A 16,163-nucleotide genomic window follows, 5' to 3' on the forward strand; every position below is an offset into this window, starting at 1 on the left:
GAAGCTGGGGCTGTATTGGGGTAGCCGGACAACCTTAATCCGGGGCTGAGATACGTTACCGGCCAGATTTTGCGAAAACGCTATTAGTTCGGCATACAACATGTTCCGATGATGGGTCCCCGCGAAGAGCTCAAAGAAAAGGTCCAGCGCCGAACGGACAGCGTCGTCGACGCAACGGCCGACGGGACCGCAGCCGTCGGTCTCTACGATCCGAACCACACTGTTGTGGAGTACGAGTCCCTCGACATTGTCAAGCGGGTCGAACGGACCTGTCCTGACGCGATCGAGATGCGGATCTACGTTACCGCACGACCGGGCGGCGTCGGCGGCAGGTGAACTAGCGGTTCCCGTCACCTCGACCCTGTACGATGCCGACGCGATTCGGGTTTCGGTCAGCGTCGACACACTGAGACTCATCGGCGACGACGGCGACCGGTGTTTGGTGGTTTCGGGCACCGCCCGATCGCGATAGTGTCGCGAACGCGTCGGTTGGGGGCGTCCGCAGGCGCTATCGTCGACGGTCGCTGCGCGTGGTTGGCCTGCACGCTACTCAATCCGCACAGTTTCACCGCAAGTCGGGCAGGCAGGCTTCTGCTCTCCGTCTTCGAGGTCAGACTGGTGGCCAGTCCAGCCACAGACTGGACACTGGATTGGGTTGGGTCCAGACACAGGACATGGAACACCATGTTGCCACGGCAAAAGGCGTGGTGTCTGCACCGATCGAAGGCCGAGACCAACGAGGGAGTCTAGGAAGCGTTCGATGATACCTTTGGTCGAGGTGGTGGTTGCTCCGCCGGTGATGGAGCTGGTCGAAACCTGTCACAGCCCCCATCGGACCCGGACATCGTGGCGAGAATAGTGATCGTAATCCGGGTAGTCGGCGATGTACAGCGTCGATGTCCACTGTTCGCCGACGCGGGCGGCGCGGGCTACCTGCTCCGCGTCGGCGTCGATCGGTTCCGGGAGTCGCTGGCGGAGGAACTGCCAGCCGGCGGTTCGGGAGCCTCGTCACTCGTCCGCGAACGACACGCCGGTGATCTCGAAGCGAGCGCCGCCGTCATCCCCCTCCTCCACCGCGATCTCCCAGTCGTGGGCCGTGGCGATCTGTTTCACGATGCGCAGTCCGAACCCCGTCCCGCACTCGCTCGTCGAGTAGCCGGCGTCGAACACGTCCTCCCGGACGTCCGCGGGGATCCCCGACCCGTCGTCCGCGACGTAGAACCCGTCGGCCAGCTCCCCGACCGACACCGTCACGTCGTCGCCCGCGTGTTCGACGGCGTTGCGCATCAGGTTCTCGAAGAGCTGCTGGAGCCGGCTACGGTCGGCGAGCACCGCCCGATCACTCCGTACGTCGAGCGTTGCGTCGGCTGTCGCCACGTTCTCCCAACAGTCGCCGGCGATGGCGTCGAGTCGAACGGGCGCGATCTCGCTCACGTACTCGCCCTGGCGGGCGAGCGTGAGCAGGTCGTCGATCAGGGCGTTCATCCGTTCGTGTGCCCGTTCGACGGCGTCGAGGTGGTCCAACTCGCCGCTCTCCTTTGCGAGTTCGACCCGGCCTTCGGCAACGTTCAACGGGTTGCGCAGGTCGTGGGAGACGATGCTGGCGAACTCCTCGAGCCGCTCGTTCTGCGTCTCCAGCTCGCGTTCTCGGGCCTGCCGCTGCTCCATCTGCTCGATCTGCTCGAAGGCGCTGACGAGGCTCCCCGCGAGGATCTGCCCGAGCACGAGGTCCTCCTGGTCGAACGTGTCGGGGGTCGGCGAGCCGGCCATCAGGATGCCGTACCCCTCGATCGGGAGGAGGAGCTCGCTCCGGATCGGGCTCTCCGGGTTGTAGATATCCGGATCGTCGTGGGTGTCGTCGACCGCGAGGGCTTCACCCGACTCGAACACGCGCCACCCGATGCTGCCGCCCTCGGTGAACGTCGGCGGCTCGCCGACGAGGTCGAACACCTTCTCCGTCCCGGCGGCGGGGACGAGCGCCGACCGGTCCGCGTCGTAGAGGTGGATCGCGTTGGCGTCGAGACCCAGCACGTCCCGCGCGGCGTCGACGCCGATCTCGGCGATCTCCTGGCGGGAGTCGGCCACGATCAGCTCCCCCGCCAGCTCGTTGAGCGCGGCCAGCCGCTCCTCGTAGACGCGCTGCTCGGTGATGTCGCGGTACGTCCAGAGGTGGCCATCACCGTCGGGGAGCTCGATCGGTTCGTGAGTTCTGACGAACGTTCGCTCGTCGGCGAGCGCGAGCTCCTCCCCCTCGACGCGCTCGTCCGTGTCGACGATCTCGTTGATCCGGGCGACGAACCCGTCCGGGTCGACGAACTGGTCGCTGACGGACTCGGCGATCCGCTCGCAGTCGGCGCCGACCGTCTCCTCGGGCGTGCCCGGCAGATCGAACAGCTCGAAGATCCGGTCGTTCGCCGCCAACACCTCGCGGTTCTCGCTCTCGGCGAGGACCCCCACCGGGAGCGTCTCCAACAGCGTCGAGAGAACGCCGTTCGTCCACTCGAGTTCCTGTTTCCGTGCCCGCTGCTCGCTGATGTCCCGGAGGATCCCGACGAACCAGTGCTCCTCCTCGTAGACGACTTCGCCGAACGTCACCCCGACCGGAACCGGCGAGCCGTCGCGGTGTCGGGCCTCGAACTCGGTGTACTCCCAGTCGAGCGTTCGCTCGCCGGTCCGGAGGTACCGCTCGAAAGCCTCCCGGTGGCGGTCGGCGACGTCGTCGCCCATCAGCGTCGTCAGCGGCTCCCCGATCAGCTCCTCGGGCGAGTAGCCGAACGTCTCCTCGACGGCCGGGTTCACGGACTGCACGACGCTCGAGTCGTCGATGGTGACGATCGTGTTGCTCGCCGACTCGATGACGGCGCGCTGGCGTTCGAGCTCCTTCAGCTGCGTTCGCCGCTCGGTGATGTCCTGGAACTGCGAGAAGATCGCGACAACCTCGCCGTCGTCGGTCACGACGCGGTTGTGCCACTCGCAGATGATTCGTTCGCCGTCCTTCCGGACGTTCTCGTTGATGCTGTGGTAGCCGCCCTCCCGTTCCAACAGCTCGTCGACGACGGCCGAAACCTCTTCACGGTCGGCCTCGCTGACGATCTTCCGGCCAGGTTCGCCGCGGAGTTCGGCCTCGTCGTAGCCCAGAATCTCCTCGGCGGCCTCGTTGAGACGGGCGACCTCGAACTCCTCGGTCCACTCGACGACGCCGAGGGGCGACTGCTCGAAGAACAGCGAGAGGCGCTCTTGACTGGCTTCGAGCGCGCGGGTCGACCGGTACTGCTCAACGGCGTTCGTGATCCGGTTCGCCAGCACCGCGTACTGGCTCGTCCCGCTTTCCTTCTCCAGGTAGTCCGTGACGCCCGCGGAGATGGCATCGCTGGCGATCTCCTCGGAGCCCTTGCCGGTGTAGAGGATGAACGGCAGGCCGGGGTACTCCTCACGGACGGTTTCGAGGAACTCGATCCCGTTCGATTCGGGCATGTCGTAGTCGGAGACGACGCAGTCGATCTCGCGAGCGTCTAACGCGTCGACGGCGTCGTCGGGCGTCTCCGCCGTCTGAACCGATATCCGGTCGTCCTCACGCTCGAGATACACCGCGACGAGCTCCCCGAACTCCGGGTTGTCGTCGACATGGAGAACACGGATTCTGTCTGTCGGATCGGTCATAGGTTCAGACGCATTACGGACCCATGACCGGCACGCGGGGTAATAGTTCACGTGGATCCGAAGGAGTTCGACCCGTGGGCGGGTCAGCTGTCCCGGCCTCCGGCCGGCCGGTCAGCGGTTCGACGACTCGAGCTCCTGTCGTCGCCGCTCGAACTCCTCGTCGGAGAGTTCCCCGCGGGCGTAGCGCTCGCGGAGGACCGACAGCGACCGCTCCTCACTCCCGCTGGAGTCGCGGTCGAGGATCGTGTAGACGGCGTAGAGCGGGACGCCGAGCAGTAGCGCCATCCAGAGGAGGCCCCAGAGCCCCATTCCCGCACCGAAGAGACCCCAGCCGCCGCCCATCATCCCCGCCCCGTGGCCGCCCCCGTAGGCGGCCGCGGTGCCTGTCGCTGCGACTACCGGAACGCTCACCGTGGCGATTCGACGCGCCGTCCGTCCGAGAGTACTGTGGTGGTGTGTCATTGGCTTGGATTCAGGGTCGTTAGTTCACAGGGGAGTTCCGGGGATCGCTAGCAGCCGTACCCCTGGCCGTTCATCCCCGTGGAGTGGCCGCCGGTCGTGTGGTTGTCGCTCGTGTGGCCCGTGTTCTGGTGGTCGTCGCCCGCCATCCACCGGGCCATCTCGTCTATCGTCGCGCCCATGTGCGACTCCATCTCGTCGACGGCGTCAGGGCCCATGTAGTCGGCCATGTGGCCCTCCATCCAGGCCGCCCAGCCCGCCTCGTCACCGTGGCCCGGCGTCTCGCCGCCGGCCGTCGCGTTCCCCCGGGCCGTGTCGTCGCCGTGGGCACTGACTGCGGGAGCTGCGGCGGCGAGTCCGACGACGAAGCAGTGACCTCGAGGGTGTGTATGCAGGCCATCTCGCAGAGTGCGGCGCCGAGCGCGCCGGTAACGGCTGCAGCTGACACGCCGGCGGGTGCGGCGCGGTCCGAAGCGACGTCGGCGAGGAACCGTTCGGTCGTCAGTGCTCGATAGTTCGTCGGGCTGAACGCAGCCGGTGTCCCGGGCGATTGAACGCCGATCTATCGCGTTTCGGGGTACGACTGGGCGTCGCCGTGGCTGTTGCGACCGACGAGTTCGACCGTCGCCGAGAGTTCGCCCTCCCGGCTCTCGCTGGACTCCTCGTAGTAGAGGACCGTCAGGTCGAGACACGCCCGCAGGAGTTCGTTCGCGCCGAACCGGTGGCGATCGGTGCTCGGCCCGACCGTCGCCGGCGGGTCCGACCGGAGGTGGTGCTGGTAGAAGAACAGGCCGTCAGACCGGAGCGCGGCCTTCACGTCGCTCAGTCGGTCGAGTAGCCGGTAGAAGCTGATCGTCACCACGTCGTACCGGTCCGCGGGGTACTCGAACGCCGTCGCGTCCGCCTGGATCAGGTTGACCCGGTCGTCGACGCCGCGGGACGCCGCGTTCGACTCCGTGATCCGGAGCCCCTCGACCGATCGGTCGAGTGCGTCGACCTCGTACCCCTGCTCGGCGAGGAACACCGCGTTGCGGCCCGTTCCACAGGCGATGTCGAGCGCACGGCCGCCATCCGTCTCGTCGGCGTACGCCTCGAGCACCGGTGAGGGGTCCGGGTCCGTTGGATACTCGCCGGCACGGAACCGTTCGTCCCAGGAAGCCATACGACCACGATGGTGGCTGTCGGTCTTGGAACTGTCTCTCTCTGTCTCCCTTCTTTGCCCCGGAGAGGCGTGGTTCGGCAGTCGACCCCGTCGGAGCTGAGCCACCGAGGCGGCCGGATCTAAATCCGACACCCGTGTCCGACCGTGGATGGAGCTCTGCGACGGGTGCGGTTCGATGATGCGCACGGAGGGCGACACGTGGGTGTGTGGCTCCTGTGGGAACGAGGAGCCGCGCGACTCGGAAGCGGCGACGACGACGCAGGGCGAACAGCGGGACGACGGGGCACCCCCGTCGTCGACGGCACCCAGGACGCCGCCGAGACGATAAAGGCGGACTGTCCGGCGGACGGCTGCGACGGCGACCGGGCCTCCTACGAGATGCGGCCGAAGCCGGGCGGCTCCTACGAGCTTCGAGTGTTCACCTGCGTCGAGTGCGGCCACACGTGGCGTGAGACCTGACGGCGCGGCTCGTGGGCCCCACATTCCGCTCCCTCCCGCGTTCTTCGGGCTCCCGTCGTCAGTGCCCGAACTCCTTCTCGCCGGCCTCGATCGCTACGTCCAGCCAGTTTTCCGTCGGCGGAAGCGGACACTCGTACCGGTCCGAGTACGCACACGTCGGGTTGTACGCCGCGTTGAAGTCGAGGATCCACCTTCCCTCGTCAGTCCGGTGGTGGGCGGGTTCGAGGTCGATGTACCGACCGGCGCCGTAGGTCTCCTCGCCGCTCGTCTCGTCCCGGAACGGCACCCAGAGCCGGTCCTCCTCCGGATCGCCCTTGTAGGCAGTGATGGTGACCGGCTGGCCGTCGATCTCGACGGTGAACTCTCCCCACGCGAAGTACTCCTGTTCGCCGTCCGTGCTGGTTCCGACGACGACCGGCTCGGGCTCGTCGTACACGTCGAGCTCGACCTCGAACCGGTAGGTCCGGTCGACGGAGTAGTAGTTCAGCCCGTCGAACGCCGCCCGCTCCTCGTCGGGGATCGGTGACCGCGGGTCCTCCCCGAAATACCGGTCCTTCTGGCGTCGCTGGGTCTCTATCTCGTCGATCCAGTCTTCGGTGGTACTCATACGGTTTAGTTTTGTACTAAATACACAAAAGTGCGTCGTTCGATTTATCAAGTAGCACTTCAGATACTGACCCATTGCTGAATATTGGACTACAGAAATCGATATTCGGACGATAGGTCCCGATCCCGGTATTGCAGATATAGACCAATACTTTATAGCAGTGCGTTCGTAGTTTCGGGTGTCACCAACCCACCCCTAAAGGGGTGGGCTTGTCGGTGGACTCCCGTTCTGACCGCCCCTATTGGGCGGCAGGCGAATACTCGCCGTTCACGTTCAACGTCCCCGACTTCAGGGCGAGGTGACGTGTCGCCCCTCCGTGCGGAGACTTCTGCCCCGCACGGAGTCGCCGAAACCCGATATTCTTCGCCGCGTTGTAGTCCGCGTTGACCTCATACCCGCACTTCTGGCAGCAGAACTTCGATTGGGAAAGACGGTTTTCGTCCAGCGTCGTCCCGCATTTCGAACACCGCTTGGACGTGTACGACGGATCAACCTGCGTAGTTTCTATCCCCTCTGCTTTGGCCTTGTACGCCACGTAGTCGTACAAGCGGCGGAACGCCCACGCATGGAACTTCTTGGCGTTCGGCATCCGCTCACGGATATCCGTCAACTCCTCAAACGCAATCGTGTCACAGCCGTGCGCGACGGCTTCCTGAATGATGGCTTTCGAGATTCGGTGTAGGTAATCCTCCACCCATCGCGTCTCTCGGTCGCCCATCCGTTCGATCGTTCGATGGGCTGACTCCGTGCCTGTCTGTTGTAGGTCGCCACACACTCGTTCGTACTCCCGGCGACGGTGATTGAGGTAGCCACCACCCCAGAATTTCTCGGTTGACGTGACGGCGATCTGCTCGATACCGAGGTCAACGCCGAGGACTGTGCTGTGCTCGGCGTCACCTTTGTCCGGTATCTCTGACTCCATCTCGGCCTTTGTGCCGATGTGAAGGAAGAACGTGTCCGTCGCGTCGCGATACTGAAGCGTTGCCCCGTCACCTCGTAGTCGTCATTGCGGAGATACTCGGTCTGCGGGTTGTCTCCTTCAAGCGGCAGGACGTACTCGGCTTCGACACGTCCGTTCACGGTTGAGAGGGAGACGTGGTCGTCGTGGAACGTCGCACTCCGCTTGTCGTACCGGACTGAGGGCGTCGTGAAGTTCGGTCTCGACGCCTTCTTGCCCTTTTTCCAGCGGGCGACGACGCCCTTGATGGCTTCGGCGGCCTTGTTGCGTGCAGATTGCACAAGGTTGGCTTGAAGCCGTGTCTGTTCTCGCACATCGGAGTACGTCCGGTCGTGCAGTTCGGTTTTCGAGGTGGGCTTGTAGTCGTCCTTCCATGCGTCTTGGACGACGTAGTTGCACGCCCACAGATACTCCTCGGTAGTTTCGTGGAGGAGAGTCGCGTCGCTGTCGTCTACTTCGAGTTTAACGACGACTGTGCGACGCACCTCCACCATACATCATATGTACAGTGTCATATTCATAAATACTGGGTTGGTGTTGGGGAGTCACCCAGTCGTAATCTGGTGGTTTGATTCCCAGCATGTCGGCTTCCTCCCACGGCTAAAGCCGTGGGTTTCCGCCTTGAAACCCGTATGACAGCATCAGTAGTCGTGGTCGGTGGCGACGCGGCGGGAGTGCTGCGAGCAAGTTCAAACGCGAGGCGCCCGACCGGAAGGTAGTCGTGTTCGAGCGCGGCGGCGACGTCGGCATCGAGATGGCCGAGGCGACCCACGCCGTGACCGGCGAGTCGGATCACGTCCCGCTCGCGCTGACCGCCAACCGCGCCGGCCGCGCTATCGGTCAGACCCTCGCCGGCGATCCGACGCCCGTCGGCGAGATCGCCGGCACGGCCGCGGTGAAAGCATTCGACTTCGAAGTCGCACGCACCGGGCTGGTCGACGAGGACCGAGCCCGTGAAGCCGGGTTCGACCCCGTCTCGCTGACGATCACGGCGCCCTCACGCGCTCACTACTACCCCGGCGGCTCCGAGATCGAGATCACGATGCTCGGCGACCGCGTCCTCGGCGCGAGCATGGTCGGCCGCGAGGGCGTCGCCAAGCGTATCGACACCGTCACCGACGGTCGGCACGCTTTACCGACGCCACCCACAAGCCGAGATGATGAGCAAAATCCGTCCGGACAACCTGGACACCCGGCCCGAGGGCGAGCAGCCCTTCGTCCTCGATATTCGCCCACGCGAAGACTACCGGGCCCAGCACATCGACGGAAGTCACAACCTTCCGGTGTACGACGATCTGCGCTCCGGCGACGAGGACGCGCTCCGACAGCGTCTCGACGAGGTGCCGAGAGATCGGGAGATCGTGACCGTCTGCAAGATGGGCGTCGTCGCGAAACGGGCGACCAGCGTTCTCGTCGACGAGGGGTACGAGGCGACCACGCTCGCCGGTGGCATGAGCGGCTGGCGGGGCTACCAGCGTGGGACGCTGGGTTACAAGGTTCGATCGCTGCTCTGGCGGCTGTACTGAACCGATTTTCCGGTTTCACCCGCGACGATTCTCGCTCGCGCCGGGTTAGCGTCGAGAAAGCACTCACACGACGGGGGGTCCCAGCGTCCCAAACAGTATTGGTACCCGCACTATACCCCGAACGCCTCGCCGTCTCCGTCCCCAACAGTATTGGACGTACGCTCAACAACGGGATTCCGTATTCTTCCGTGTATGTCCACAATCGCTGCAGGCCTGAAAGGAGGTGCGTAGCCGTGAGTAGTACCGTTGAGAGCGTTCCCGGTACCCCCGAGTGGGGAACGAACGAGGGAGCGGCGACCGTCCGTGCGGCGCAGCCAAACCCGCGGGAGGGACACCAACAGACCGCTGCCGACACGAAGCTGCGGACCGCGAGGATCGAAGACCCACAACGGGTCTCAGGGGGTAGTTCGGTCCGTGAGAAGGCGGCGACTGAGGCTGTGCGAGGTGACGCCTGATGGACGGCGTCGCCGTCGATGGCGGTGACGACGCGGACGAACGTGCAGCTGCGCCGACGAGCGTTGTCGTCGGCAACGACGGCGAGCAACCTCCTCCGCGGGTTCGGATACCGGAGCACGTCGACGGCCGTCGAGACCGCCAAAACGAGTTCTCGTTGGATGGCGAAGCGCCCCTGGTGGAGTTCCTCTCGTGGCTGCCGGTGGAGTTCGGGTCCGGCCAGACCGTCTCTCCCGACGCGACGGACCAGTCGCTCGCGATTCGCGTGTACGAACGGACTCTCCTCGACGACGGCGGGGACACGATACTGGAGACGGCGGTCGGCAGCGACGAATCCGACGCCCAGTTCGGGAGTGGGGTGTACAGGTGGTGAAAGGCGACTGCCTCGGGGCTTGACCCCGAAGCGATTCACTGTCTCCACCGGCGTTGCAGCACGTCTTGGTGCCGCGGCTGAATCGCCTACTCCTGTGCCGCGCTGGCGTCGACAACATGTCCCATGAAAAGCACGGCCCCGGTTGCCCGGTCTCGGATCACGAAGAGGAATGGACGATTTGCATCGAGTAACGTCGGCGGGAGCGACACGAGATTCGCCACCGATCCCGTCGCCGCCGCTGCTTCGGTGCCCTGCTCGTCGACGCTGATGGACGTGTCGTGGTACACTTGGTCGACGAAGAGGTTGCCGCCGGTCTCCGAGAGATCGGCCATCCGCGAGAAGTCCGCCGCACCCGGGTCGAACGCGTCGGTCATGGCCAGTGCCTCCAGGGATTTCTCCAGTTTGAACTCCGAGTCAAACTCGAACCGAGGGAGGTTGACGTAGCCACGCTGGGGTTGGAGTGCGTCGACGATCCGGCCGAGCCGCTTACCGTCGAACGTTCGTTCGTAGGCGGTGAACTCGCCAGCGGGCGGGACGACGACGAGCATCCCTGTTGTCCCACCGATGTACGGTAGTTCGACGGCTTGGGCTCCGTCGACGGTCGCCGCCGGGACCTGGACGTCCTGGGACATCATCTGGACTGTGCTCGTCGAGCCGTCGAGCGCGGTAAACTCGGCCGACTCAGTTTGGCCCTCGTCGAACGGGTGGCGCCAGTTCGCGATGAAGGAGATGGCGTTCGTCAGGACGAGCACGGTCTCGGACGTAATCGAATCCGCCGGAAGCAACGCTTCGATCCGGTGATCGGTCTGGTCGGCGATCCAGGCGTTGATCGCTTCGCGGACACCGTCCGGGTTCTCGACGAAATCGACCTGATTGAGGCCGCCGCCGTAGTGGTTCTCCAGCGTGGTTCGGTATTCGTCCCGGAATGGAACCCCCTCTTGACCCCAGATGGCGTTGACGAGTGAGAGCTGGAAGGGAACGGGATCGTCGCCGTCGTCGTAGTCTGACGGGAGATCCTCCCCGCCGAGATCCTCGTCGCGGCCAGACAGCGTTCGTTGGAGTTCGTTGAACGCCGCATGGAGCTGCTGGTCAGCAACTGAGTAGCCGAGGGACGCCCGCATCTGCTCGCGAGTGGTCCCGCTCGCACCAGCGTACGTCATCGCCAGCGCAATCGTGGCACTGATGGGCGAGACCAGCAGGTTCTCGGCGTCATCAGCTGTGCGGAGCTCGTCGAACAGGTCCAACGCGAACGTGTTCGTTCCAGTGACCAACTCATCGAGGGCGTCGTCGTCGACGTTCGGTTGGAGGGCAGGCGTCGACGGCGCATCCGCACTGATGTCGACTTGCGGCGTCGCTGGTGCTGTACAACCCGCGAGGGCACCGGCGACGAGGGCGCTCGCGACGGAGAGATATCGACGACGGTCCATACGCGTCGATTCAGAAGGTGATGGCGAGTATCTTCTGGAAGCACAAACCACTGTTTGAGCGACTTTTCAACAGTCAGCGGCGTGGGATCTCGACGTCGACGTGGAGCAGGGCGTGTGCGTACTCCTGAATCAGCGTCCGCGGGAGGTCGGCCTCGTTCTCCCGATCACGCACCTCGACACGAGGCTGCATGTCGACGAGGCTCAACTGTTCGCAGATACCCTTTGCCTCGCCGTGAGTCCAGTCGTCGTCGGGAACGATCCGCACCGTCAGGCCGAGGTCGGCAGCGGCGGCAGTCAGCTGTTCGACGAGGTCGCCGGCGTCGCCGGTCGCTGCCGTATCGAGGTCGGGGAGCGGGTCGCCCTCGGTCTGGGAGACGTCGAACTGCTGCCCGAGGCGGTGCTCGCTGAGGCGTCCGGCGGCATCGCGCTCTCCGACGTCCACGCCTACGCCGCAACCGGCGTTGACGTCATCTCGATGGGATCGCTGACCCACTCCGTGCCGAGCCTGGACTTCTCGTTCCGTACTGGTGAGTGAGGCTGGTTACTCCTCTCAGTCCGGTCGATTCGTCCAGTCGGGAAAGGACTGTCACGGAGAACGCGTCACCGCTCGCGCCTATTCGGCGGCGTCGCTGCCTTCGAGTCGACGACGGAGGGCCCTCAAAAGGTCGTCGGGTCGACTGTCTGCGGGAAGCGACTTCGTCCCCCCGTCGACGAGTTCCATTCGGAGCGTTCCGTCCCGCTCAGTGACGGACCTGACGTTTTCGTACGGAATCCGCTCCGTCCGGTCCCCAACCGTCCAGGTCCTGCTGAGCAGGTTCATCGAACCGTCGTGGTGGACTGTCAGCGCCGACTCACCGAGGGTCACGACGGCGAGGTCGTAGCGCTTCGAACAGTCGAAGCCGACCACGGAGTCGGAACCGACCGCTAGCGGGTGAGTAGTGGACGTATCGTCCAGATCGAGTTCATCCGCCACGGCGCGACGGACGCTCCCCATTCCGTCGGCGAACGCATCCCCACTGTGTCGGTTCACGGCCCACACCCCGGCGACAGCTATTCCCAGACCGGCGACCAGCACGCCGATTCCCAGTACAGTCCGGTCGGCCGCGAATAGGAAATTGCCGCCTAACATTACCGCGAGAACGGCGGCCCAGGGCCACTGCCAGCCAACGGACCACACCCGTGTAACTGTCCCGACGTCGATCGTTCCCTCCTCAGACACGGTTCGTGCCTCCGGAATCACGCCACTCGTCGTCCACTGTCACTCGGGTCGGTCCATCAGGAGTGTGCTTCCGTCTCGCGTTCGAACCGTGCTCGCTCGCAGTTACGTCCGTCCAACAGCTCGTCCGGAACCCGCAGGGACGTCGTGGACCGGGGGCTCGGCCGCATCGAGTGCTCGCTGACGCCTGATACGTTCGACCGCCTCCACGATCGTCTCGAGCGCGAAATTCGACCGGCACGAGAGATCCTTCCGCCGACAACGTCTCGGGCGGGTTGCGGAATCGAATTCCATTGGACCTGCCGGGGAAGTCTTGGTCGCTGATCGCCTCACCACGCTCGGGTTCTATCATCGAACGAGTCCCACTACGCGTTGGAGTAATAAAATGCTATTGCATCGAACGCACAATACTACAGTTGGTAGATTGGGTCCCGGGTCGCCCGGGTAACTGGGTTCGAGAGCCGGCTGTCGCCACCTGGAGTACGACCAACGAGGAACTCCAGGCGCTCGTCGACCAGGGACAGCTGCGTCGCGTCGAAGCCGGCGAGACCACGCGCTATCAGCCGGACTACACGCGCTTGCTCTCCGAGGAGATCCGGACGCTCATCGAAGAGAACACGCGCGAGGAGCTTCGCAACGAACTGGCCGCGATCACCGAGAAGATCGAGGAGTGGCAGGCGACCTACGACGTCGAGACGTGGGAAGAGCTCGAACAGTCGCTCGCCGACGGTGACCTCGCAAGTGCAGAGCTCCGCGAGCGCCGCGACGTGATCAAGCAGTGAGAGGGGAAGCTGGAAGACCGTCGCATAAACAAATAGTTTCCTGAGAAAATTATCTAACGGCAGTGACTGTGCAGTAGACGCTGGCCGCGGCGATGGCCTCGATGGATCTGCCACGAAGCAGATCCCCGTTCTGGGGGCTCCGGAGAGTGGATGATGCTCCAGCCCGTCACTGCCAGCGAGAAACCGACAACTCTCGTCAACTCATCGCGTCGGACCGCGCATCGTGCGTTCGCGCGTACTCGACGAGCACGTCCACGTACGATGCGAAGGGCGGACACTGGATACCGCTCCCCGCGAGTGCACGACGAGCTGCCGGGTTGACGTACCGCGTCGGGAGCGTGAAGTAGTCGAGCGTCTCCGGCGGGATGCCCGTTACTGAGCGAACCGCTCGCGTTCCGAGCAGACGCTTCGCAACGCCCGGAGTGGCCGGGACGGGGAGCACCCGGGTGTTCGTGGCGTCGGCGAACAGCCGCGTGAGCTCGGGAATCGTCGGCGGGCTGGGGTCACAGAGTTGGTAGACTGCACCGGGCTCGCCGTGCTGGCTCAGGTAGTCGATCGCATCGACCACGAAGTCCCACGGGACGACGTTCAACTCCGTCGCGCCCGCGCCCGGGAACCACGGGAGTGGAGCGATACCCGGACAGCGCTGCAGCCAGCGCAACACGTAGTACGGTCCGTCGTATTTCTCGGTTACCCCGGTTTCGCTGTGCCCGACGACGATGGCGGGCCGGTACACGGTCGCCGGAAACCCCGCATCCATGCGCGCCTGCACCAGGCGCTCGGCTTCGAACTTCGTCGCCTCGTAGTGGTTGTTGAACGATTGACCCACGTCGAGGTCCGACTCGGTAAACACGCCCTCGTAGCGGCCGCTCACGTAGCAGGTGCTCACGTATTGGAACCCCTCGACGTCACACGCGGTGGCGAAATCGAGGACGTGCCGGGTTCCGTCGACGTTGACCGCTTCGCCGACCGCGCGACTCACGCCCAAGTCGTACACAGCAGCGAGATGGAACACCTCCCCGACAGCGGCGTGAAGTGCGCGTGTGTCCTCGGCGTCGAGTCCGAGCCCCTGCTCGGTGATGTCACCGTCGTAGAGGCGGACGTCCGCTCGCCAGTCGTCGCCGACGAGCTCGGCCGCGCGGGCCTCGGCAGCCGCCCGGTACTTCGGCTGGACGAGACAGTGGACCGTCTGAGTTCGCGTCACGAGCCGCTCGAGGAGGGCCGCCCCGAGGAAACCGGGGAACCCCGTTACGAACACCTCCGAGGCGGTCATCGGAGCCACCCCGGCAGCCGCTTGAGAAGCTTCGAGAAGCCGGTCATCACCCGTGCCCAGACGCCGTCCGGAAGCGGTCCCGGCCCGATTTGGAGCCCCCGTTGGACCGCCACCGTTTGGGCCTCCGTGTACTTCAACAGCCCCTCCTCGCCGTGTCGCCGACCGATACCCGAATCACCCATCCCGCCCATCGGCGCATCTAGCGACGCCCATGCAGCCGCGTAGGCCTCGTTGACGTTCACCGTACCGCAGTCGAGGCGTTCGGCGACACGCTCGCCGCGGTCGCGATCGCCCGTCCAGACGGAGGCGTTCAGCCCATATCGGGAGTTGTTCGCCCGGTCGACGGCTTCTTGGACGCTCCCGACTGGGTAGAGGCTCACCACTGGCCCGAACGTTTCCTCGTCGAAGAGGGTCATCTCGGGTGAGACATCCGCCAACACCGTCGGTTCGTAGAAGTATGGGCCCACGTCCGGTCGATGCCGCCCCCCGACGAGCACGTCGGCACCCTTCTCGACGGCGTCGTCCACGTGGCGTTCGGTCTTCTCCAGTTGTGCGGCGGACTGTAGCGATCCCATATCTGGCCCGTACGCGAACCCAGTTCCGAGGTCGAGGTTCCGTGTCTCCGTGACGAAAGCGTCGCGGAACTCGTCGTAGACCGACTCGTGGATGTAGAGTCGCTCGGCGCTGATACAGAGTTGGCCCGCGTTCGGGAAGCAGGCACGGATCGCCCCACGAGCGGCCTTCTCCGGGTCAGCGTCGTCGAGGACCAGCAGCGGGTTCTTTCCCCCGAGTTCGAGCGAGCAGTCGATGAGCGCACGCCCCGCGCGTTCGGCGACACTCCGCCCGGCCTCGGTCGAGCCGGTGAAACAGACGTAGTCGACGCGGTCGACGAGTTCGGCCCCCAGCCGTTCACCCCTCCCGGACACGACCTGAAACACCTCCGGCGGGAGGCCAGCGTCGACGAGCAGCTGGCGAGCCAGAAGCGCCGTGTGGGTGGTCTCCTCGGCGGGTTTCAACACCACGGCGTTGCCCGCGAGCAGCGCCGGCAGTGCGTCAGAAACCGACAGCGTGACCGGATAGTTCCACGGCGAAATGAAGCCGGCTACTCCCTTCGGCCGACGGTGAACCGTGGTCTTCGTCAGCCCCGGGATGGCCCCACGACGACGCTCGCTCTCGAGCAGTTCCGGGCCGGCATCGGCGTAATGGGTGGCTGTCTGGACGACGTCGAGCACTTCCTCGAAGGCGTCTCGCCGGGTCTTCCCCGTTTCCAACTGCGCGACATCGAGTAGCTCGTCCTGTGCATCGAGCACCCGGTCGGCATATCGCTCCAGAACGGCCGCCCGCTCAGCCACCGGACGGCCGGCCCACGACGCTTGTGCCGCCTCGGCCCGCTCGACGGCTGCCTCGACATCCGCTTCCGTCCCTGCAGGAATCGATGTGAACGGGGCGCCGCGAAACGGCGCGATCACGTCCAGCCGGTCCCACTCACCGGTCACGACAAGGGCTTCACGGAGCGATTCGAGTCGGTCCCTTCCGACCCGGCTTTTGTGCATACCGCACCTACACGGAGACGGGGCATAAACGGCGGTGGAGCGGTTCATCGATCGTCTTCTTCGTCGATGACGAGTCCGCAATCTGCACACACCGTTTCGGCTGAGTTCGGAGTATGCGACCGCTGAGTGGACTACTCCCGAGACGGCTTCCCGGCGGCTCAGCGATTACAAACTGGGGGGTTGAGCGTGTAGTGGGCAGTTCTGTATCGACTCTGTAGGGGGTGTACTGATCGGGAATCAACGTCCAACGTTTTA

General features: G+C 64.8%; 13 protein-coding genes and 6 pseudogenes. 7 read left to right on the top strand and 12 right to left on the bottom strand.

What is annotated here, in order from left to right; genetic code table 11:
* Window positions 1–111 precede the first annotated feature (111 nt).
* Window positions 112–336 (top strand): hypothetical protein, encoded by a 225-nt coding sequence (locus tag BN1959_RS12190; RefSeq protein ID WP_154018278.1) that lies wholly within the window; start codon window positions 112–114, stop codon window positions 334–336.
* Window positions 337–1,008: 672 nt separating this feature from the next.
* On the opposite strand, the gene BN1959_RS15255 is transcribed toward BN1959_RS12190, so the two are convergent.
* The 5 genes from BN1959_RS15255 to BN1959_RS12210 all read right to left on the bottom strand — a co-directional run bounded on the left by BN1959_RS15255 (window position 1,009) and on the right by BN1959_RS12210 (window position 5,281).
* Entirely contained in the window at window positions 1,009–3,660 is a 2,652-nt protein-coding gene (locus BN1959_RS15255; RefSeq protein ID WP_053948914.1) for a PAS domain S-box protein, read from the bottom strand.
* A 111-nt stretch (window positions 3,661–3,771) separates the two neighbouring features.
* Window positions 3,772–4,122: an SHOCT domain-containing protein gene (locus tag BN1959_RS12200; protein ID WP_053948915.1), complete on the bottom strand. Its 351-nt coding sequence runs from the start codon at window positions 4,120–4,122 to the stop codon at window positions 3,772–3,774.
* 47 nt (window positions 4,123–4,169) lie between these two features.
* The gene (locus tag BN1959_RS15405) at window positions 4,170–4,349 is read right to left on the bottom strand and encodes a hypothetical protein (protein ID WP_321164392.1); all 180 of its coding nucleotides are present in this window, start codon (window positions 4,347–4,349) and stop codon (window positions 4,170–4,172) included.
* Complete coding sequence (locus tag BN1959_RS15435) at window positions 4,286–4,681, bottom strand: cyclodeaminase/cyclohydrolase family protein (protein ID WP_348533021.1); 396 nt, start codon at window positions 4,679–4,681, stop codon at window positions 4,286–4,288. The genes BN1959_RS15405 and BN1959_RS15435 overlap by 64 nt, the downstream gene beginning before the upstream one ends.
* Window positions 4,682–5,281 (bottom strand): class I SAM-dependent methyltransferase, encoded by a 600-nt coding sequence (locus BN1959_RS12210; RefSeq protein ID WP_053948916.1) that lies wholly within the window; start codon window positions 5,279–5,281, stop codon window positions 4,682–4,684.
* Between the two features lie 148 nt (window positions 5,282–5,429).
* On the opposite strand from BN1959_RS12210, the pseudogene BN1959_RS12215 reads away from it, so the two are divergent.
* Window positions 5,430–5,740: pseudogene (locus BN1959_RS12215) on the top strand (RPA12/RPB9/RPC11 RNA polymerase family protein).
* A gap of 58 nt (window positions 5,741–5,798) precedes the next feature.
* On the opposite strand, the gene BN1959_RS12220 reads toward BN1959_RS12215, so the two are convergent.
* Window positions 5,799–6,347, bottom strand: a complete 549-nt coding sequence (locus BN1959_RS12220; protein ID WP_053948917.1) for a DUF1684 domain-containing protein — start codon at window positions 6,345–6,347, stop codon at window positions 5,799–5,801.
* Window positions 6,348–6,585: 238 nt separating this feature from the next.
* Window positions 6,586–7,799, bottom strand: a pseudogene (locus BN1959_RS12225) (RNA-guided endonuclease InsQ/TnpB family protein).
* A gap of 257 nt (window positions 7,800–8,056) precedes the next feature.
* On the opposite strand from BN1959_RS12225, the pseudogene BN1959_RS15260 reads away from it, so the two are divergent.
* The 3 genes and pseudogenes from BN1959_RS15260 to BN1959_RS12235 all read left to right on the top strand — a co-directional run.
* Window positions 8,057–8,419: pseudogene (locus BN1959_RS15260) on the top strand (FAD-dependent oxidoreductase); the annotation flags it as partial.
* 46 nt (window positions 8,420–8,465) lie between these two features.
* Window positions 8,466–8,831 carry a rhodanese-like domain-containing protein gene (locus BN1959_RS12230; protein WP_053948918.1) on the top strand — a complete coding sequence of 122 codons (366 nt, stop codon included), beginning with the start codon at window positions 8,466–8,468 and terminating at the stop codon, window positions 8,829–8,831.
* Between the two features lie 454 nt (window positions 8,832–9,285).
* A complete protein-coding gene (locus tag BN1959_RS12235) occupies window positions 9,286–9,657 on the top strand; it encodes a hypothetical protein (protein WP_053948919.1) in 372 nt (123 codons plus the stop codon).
* 86 nt (window positions 9,658–9,743) lie between these two features.
* Here the strand turns inward: BN1959_RS12235 and BN1959_RS12240 are convergent, their stop codons facing one another.
* Together BN1959_RS12240 and BN1959_RS12245 are read right to left on the bottom strand one after the other, a co-directional pair.
* Window positions 9,744–11,084: a serpin family protein gene (locus tag BN1959_RS12240; RefSeq protein WP_053948920.1), complete on the bottom strand. Its 1,341-nt coding sequence runs from the start codon at window positions 11,082–11,084 to the stop codon at window positions 9,744–9,746.
* An 88-nt stretch (window positions 11,085–11,172) separates the two neighbouring features.
* Window positions 11,173–11,466: pseudogene (locus BN1959_RS12245) on the bottom strand (DUF955 domain-containing protein); the annotation flags it as partial.
* A gap of 9 nt (window positions 11,467–11,475) precedes the next feature.
* Here BN1959_RS12245 and BN1959_RS14460 point away from each other — a divergent pair.
* A pseudogene (locus BN1959_RS14460) lies at window positions 11,476–11,619 on the top strand (carboxylating nicotinate-nucleotide diphosphorylase); the annotation flags it as partial.
* 78 nt (window positions 11,620–11,697) lie between these two features.
* Here BN1959_RS14460 and BN1959_RS12250 read toward each other — a convergent pair.
* Complete coding sequence (locus BN1959_RS12250; RefSeq protein ID WP_154018279.1) at window positions 11,698–12,303, bottom strand: hypothetical protein; 606 nt, start codon at window positions 12,301–12,303, stop codon at window positions 11,698–11,700.
* Window positions 12,304–12,680: 377 nt separating this feature from the next.
* Between BN1959_RS12250 and BN1959_RS12255 the strand changes: the two are divergent.
* Window positions 12,681–13,073, top strand: a pseudogene (locus BN1959_RS12255) (DUF7342 family protein); the annotation flags it as partial.
* Window positions 13,074–13,278: 205 nt separating this feature from the next.
* Here the strand turns inward: BN1959_RS12255 and BN1959_RS12260 are convergent.
* Both BN1959_RS12260 and BN1959_RS12265 read right to left on the bottom strand, forming a co-directional pair.
* Window positions 13,279–14,355: an SDR family oxidoreductase gene (locus tag BN1959_RS12260; protein WP_053948923.1), complete on the bottom strand. Its 1,077-nt coding sequence runs from the start codon at window positions 14,353–14,355 to the stop codon at window positions 13,279–13,281.
* On the bottom strand, window positions 14,352–15,908 hold the full coding sequence (locus tag BN1959_RS12265) for a succinic semialdehyde dehydrogenase (protein ID WP_053948924.1): 1,557 nt from the start codon (window positions 15,906–15,908) through the stop codon (window positions 14,352–14,354). The genes BN1959_RS12260 and BN1959_RS12265 overlap by 4 nt, the downstream gene beginning before the upstream one ends.
* Between the last annotated feature and the right edge of the window lie 255 nt (window positions 15,909–16,163).

Source organism: Halolamina sediminis, assembly GCF_001282785.1.
Lineage (GTDB): Archaea > Halobacteriota > Halobacteria > Halobacteriales > Haloferacaceae > Halolamina > Halolamina sediminis.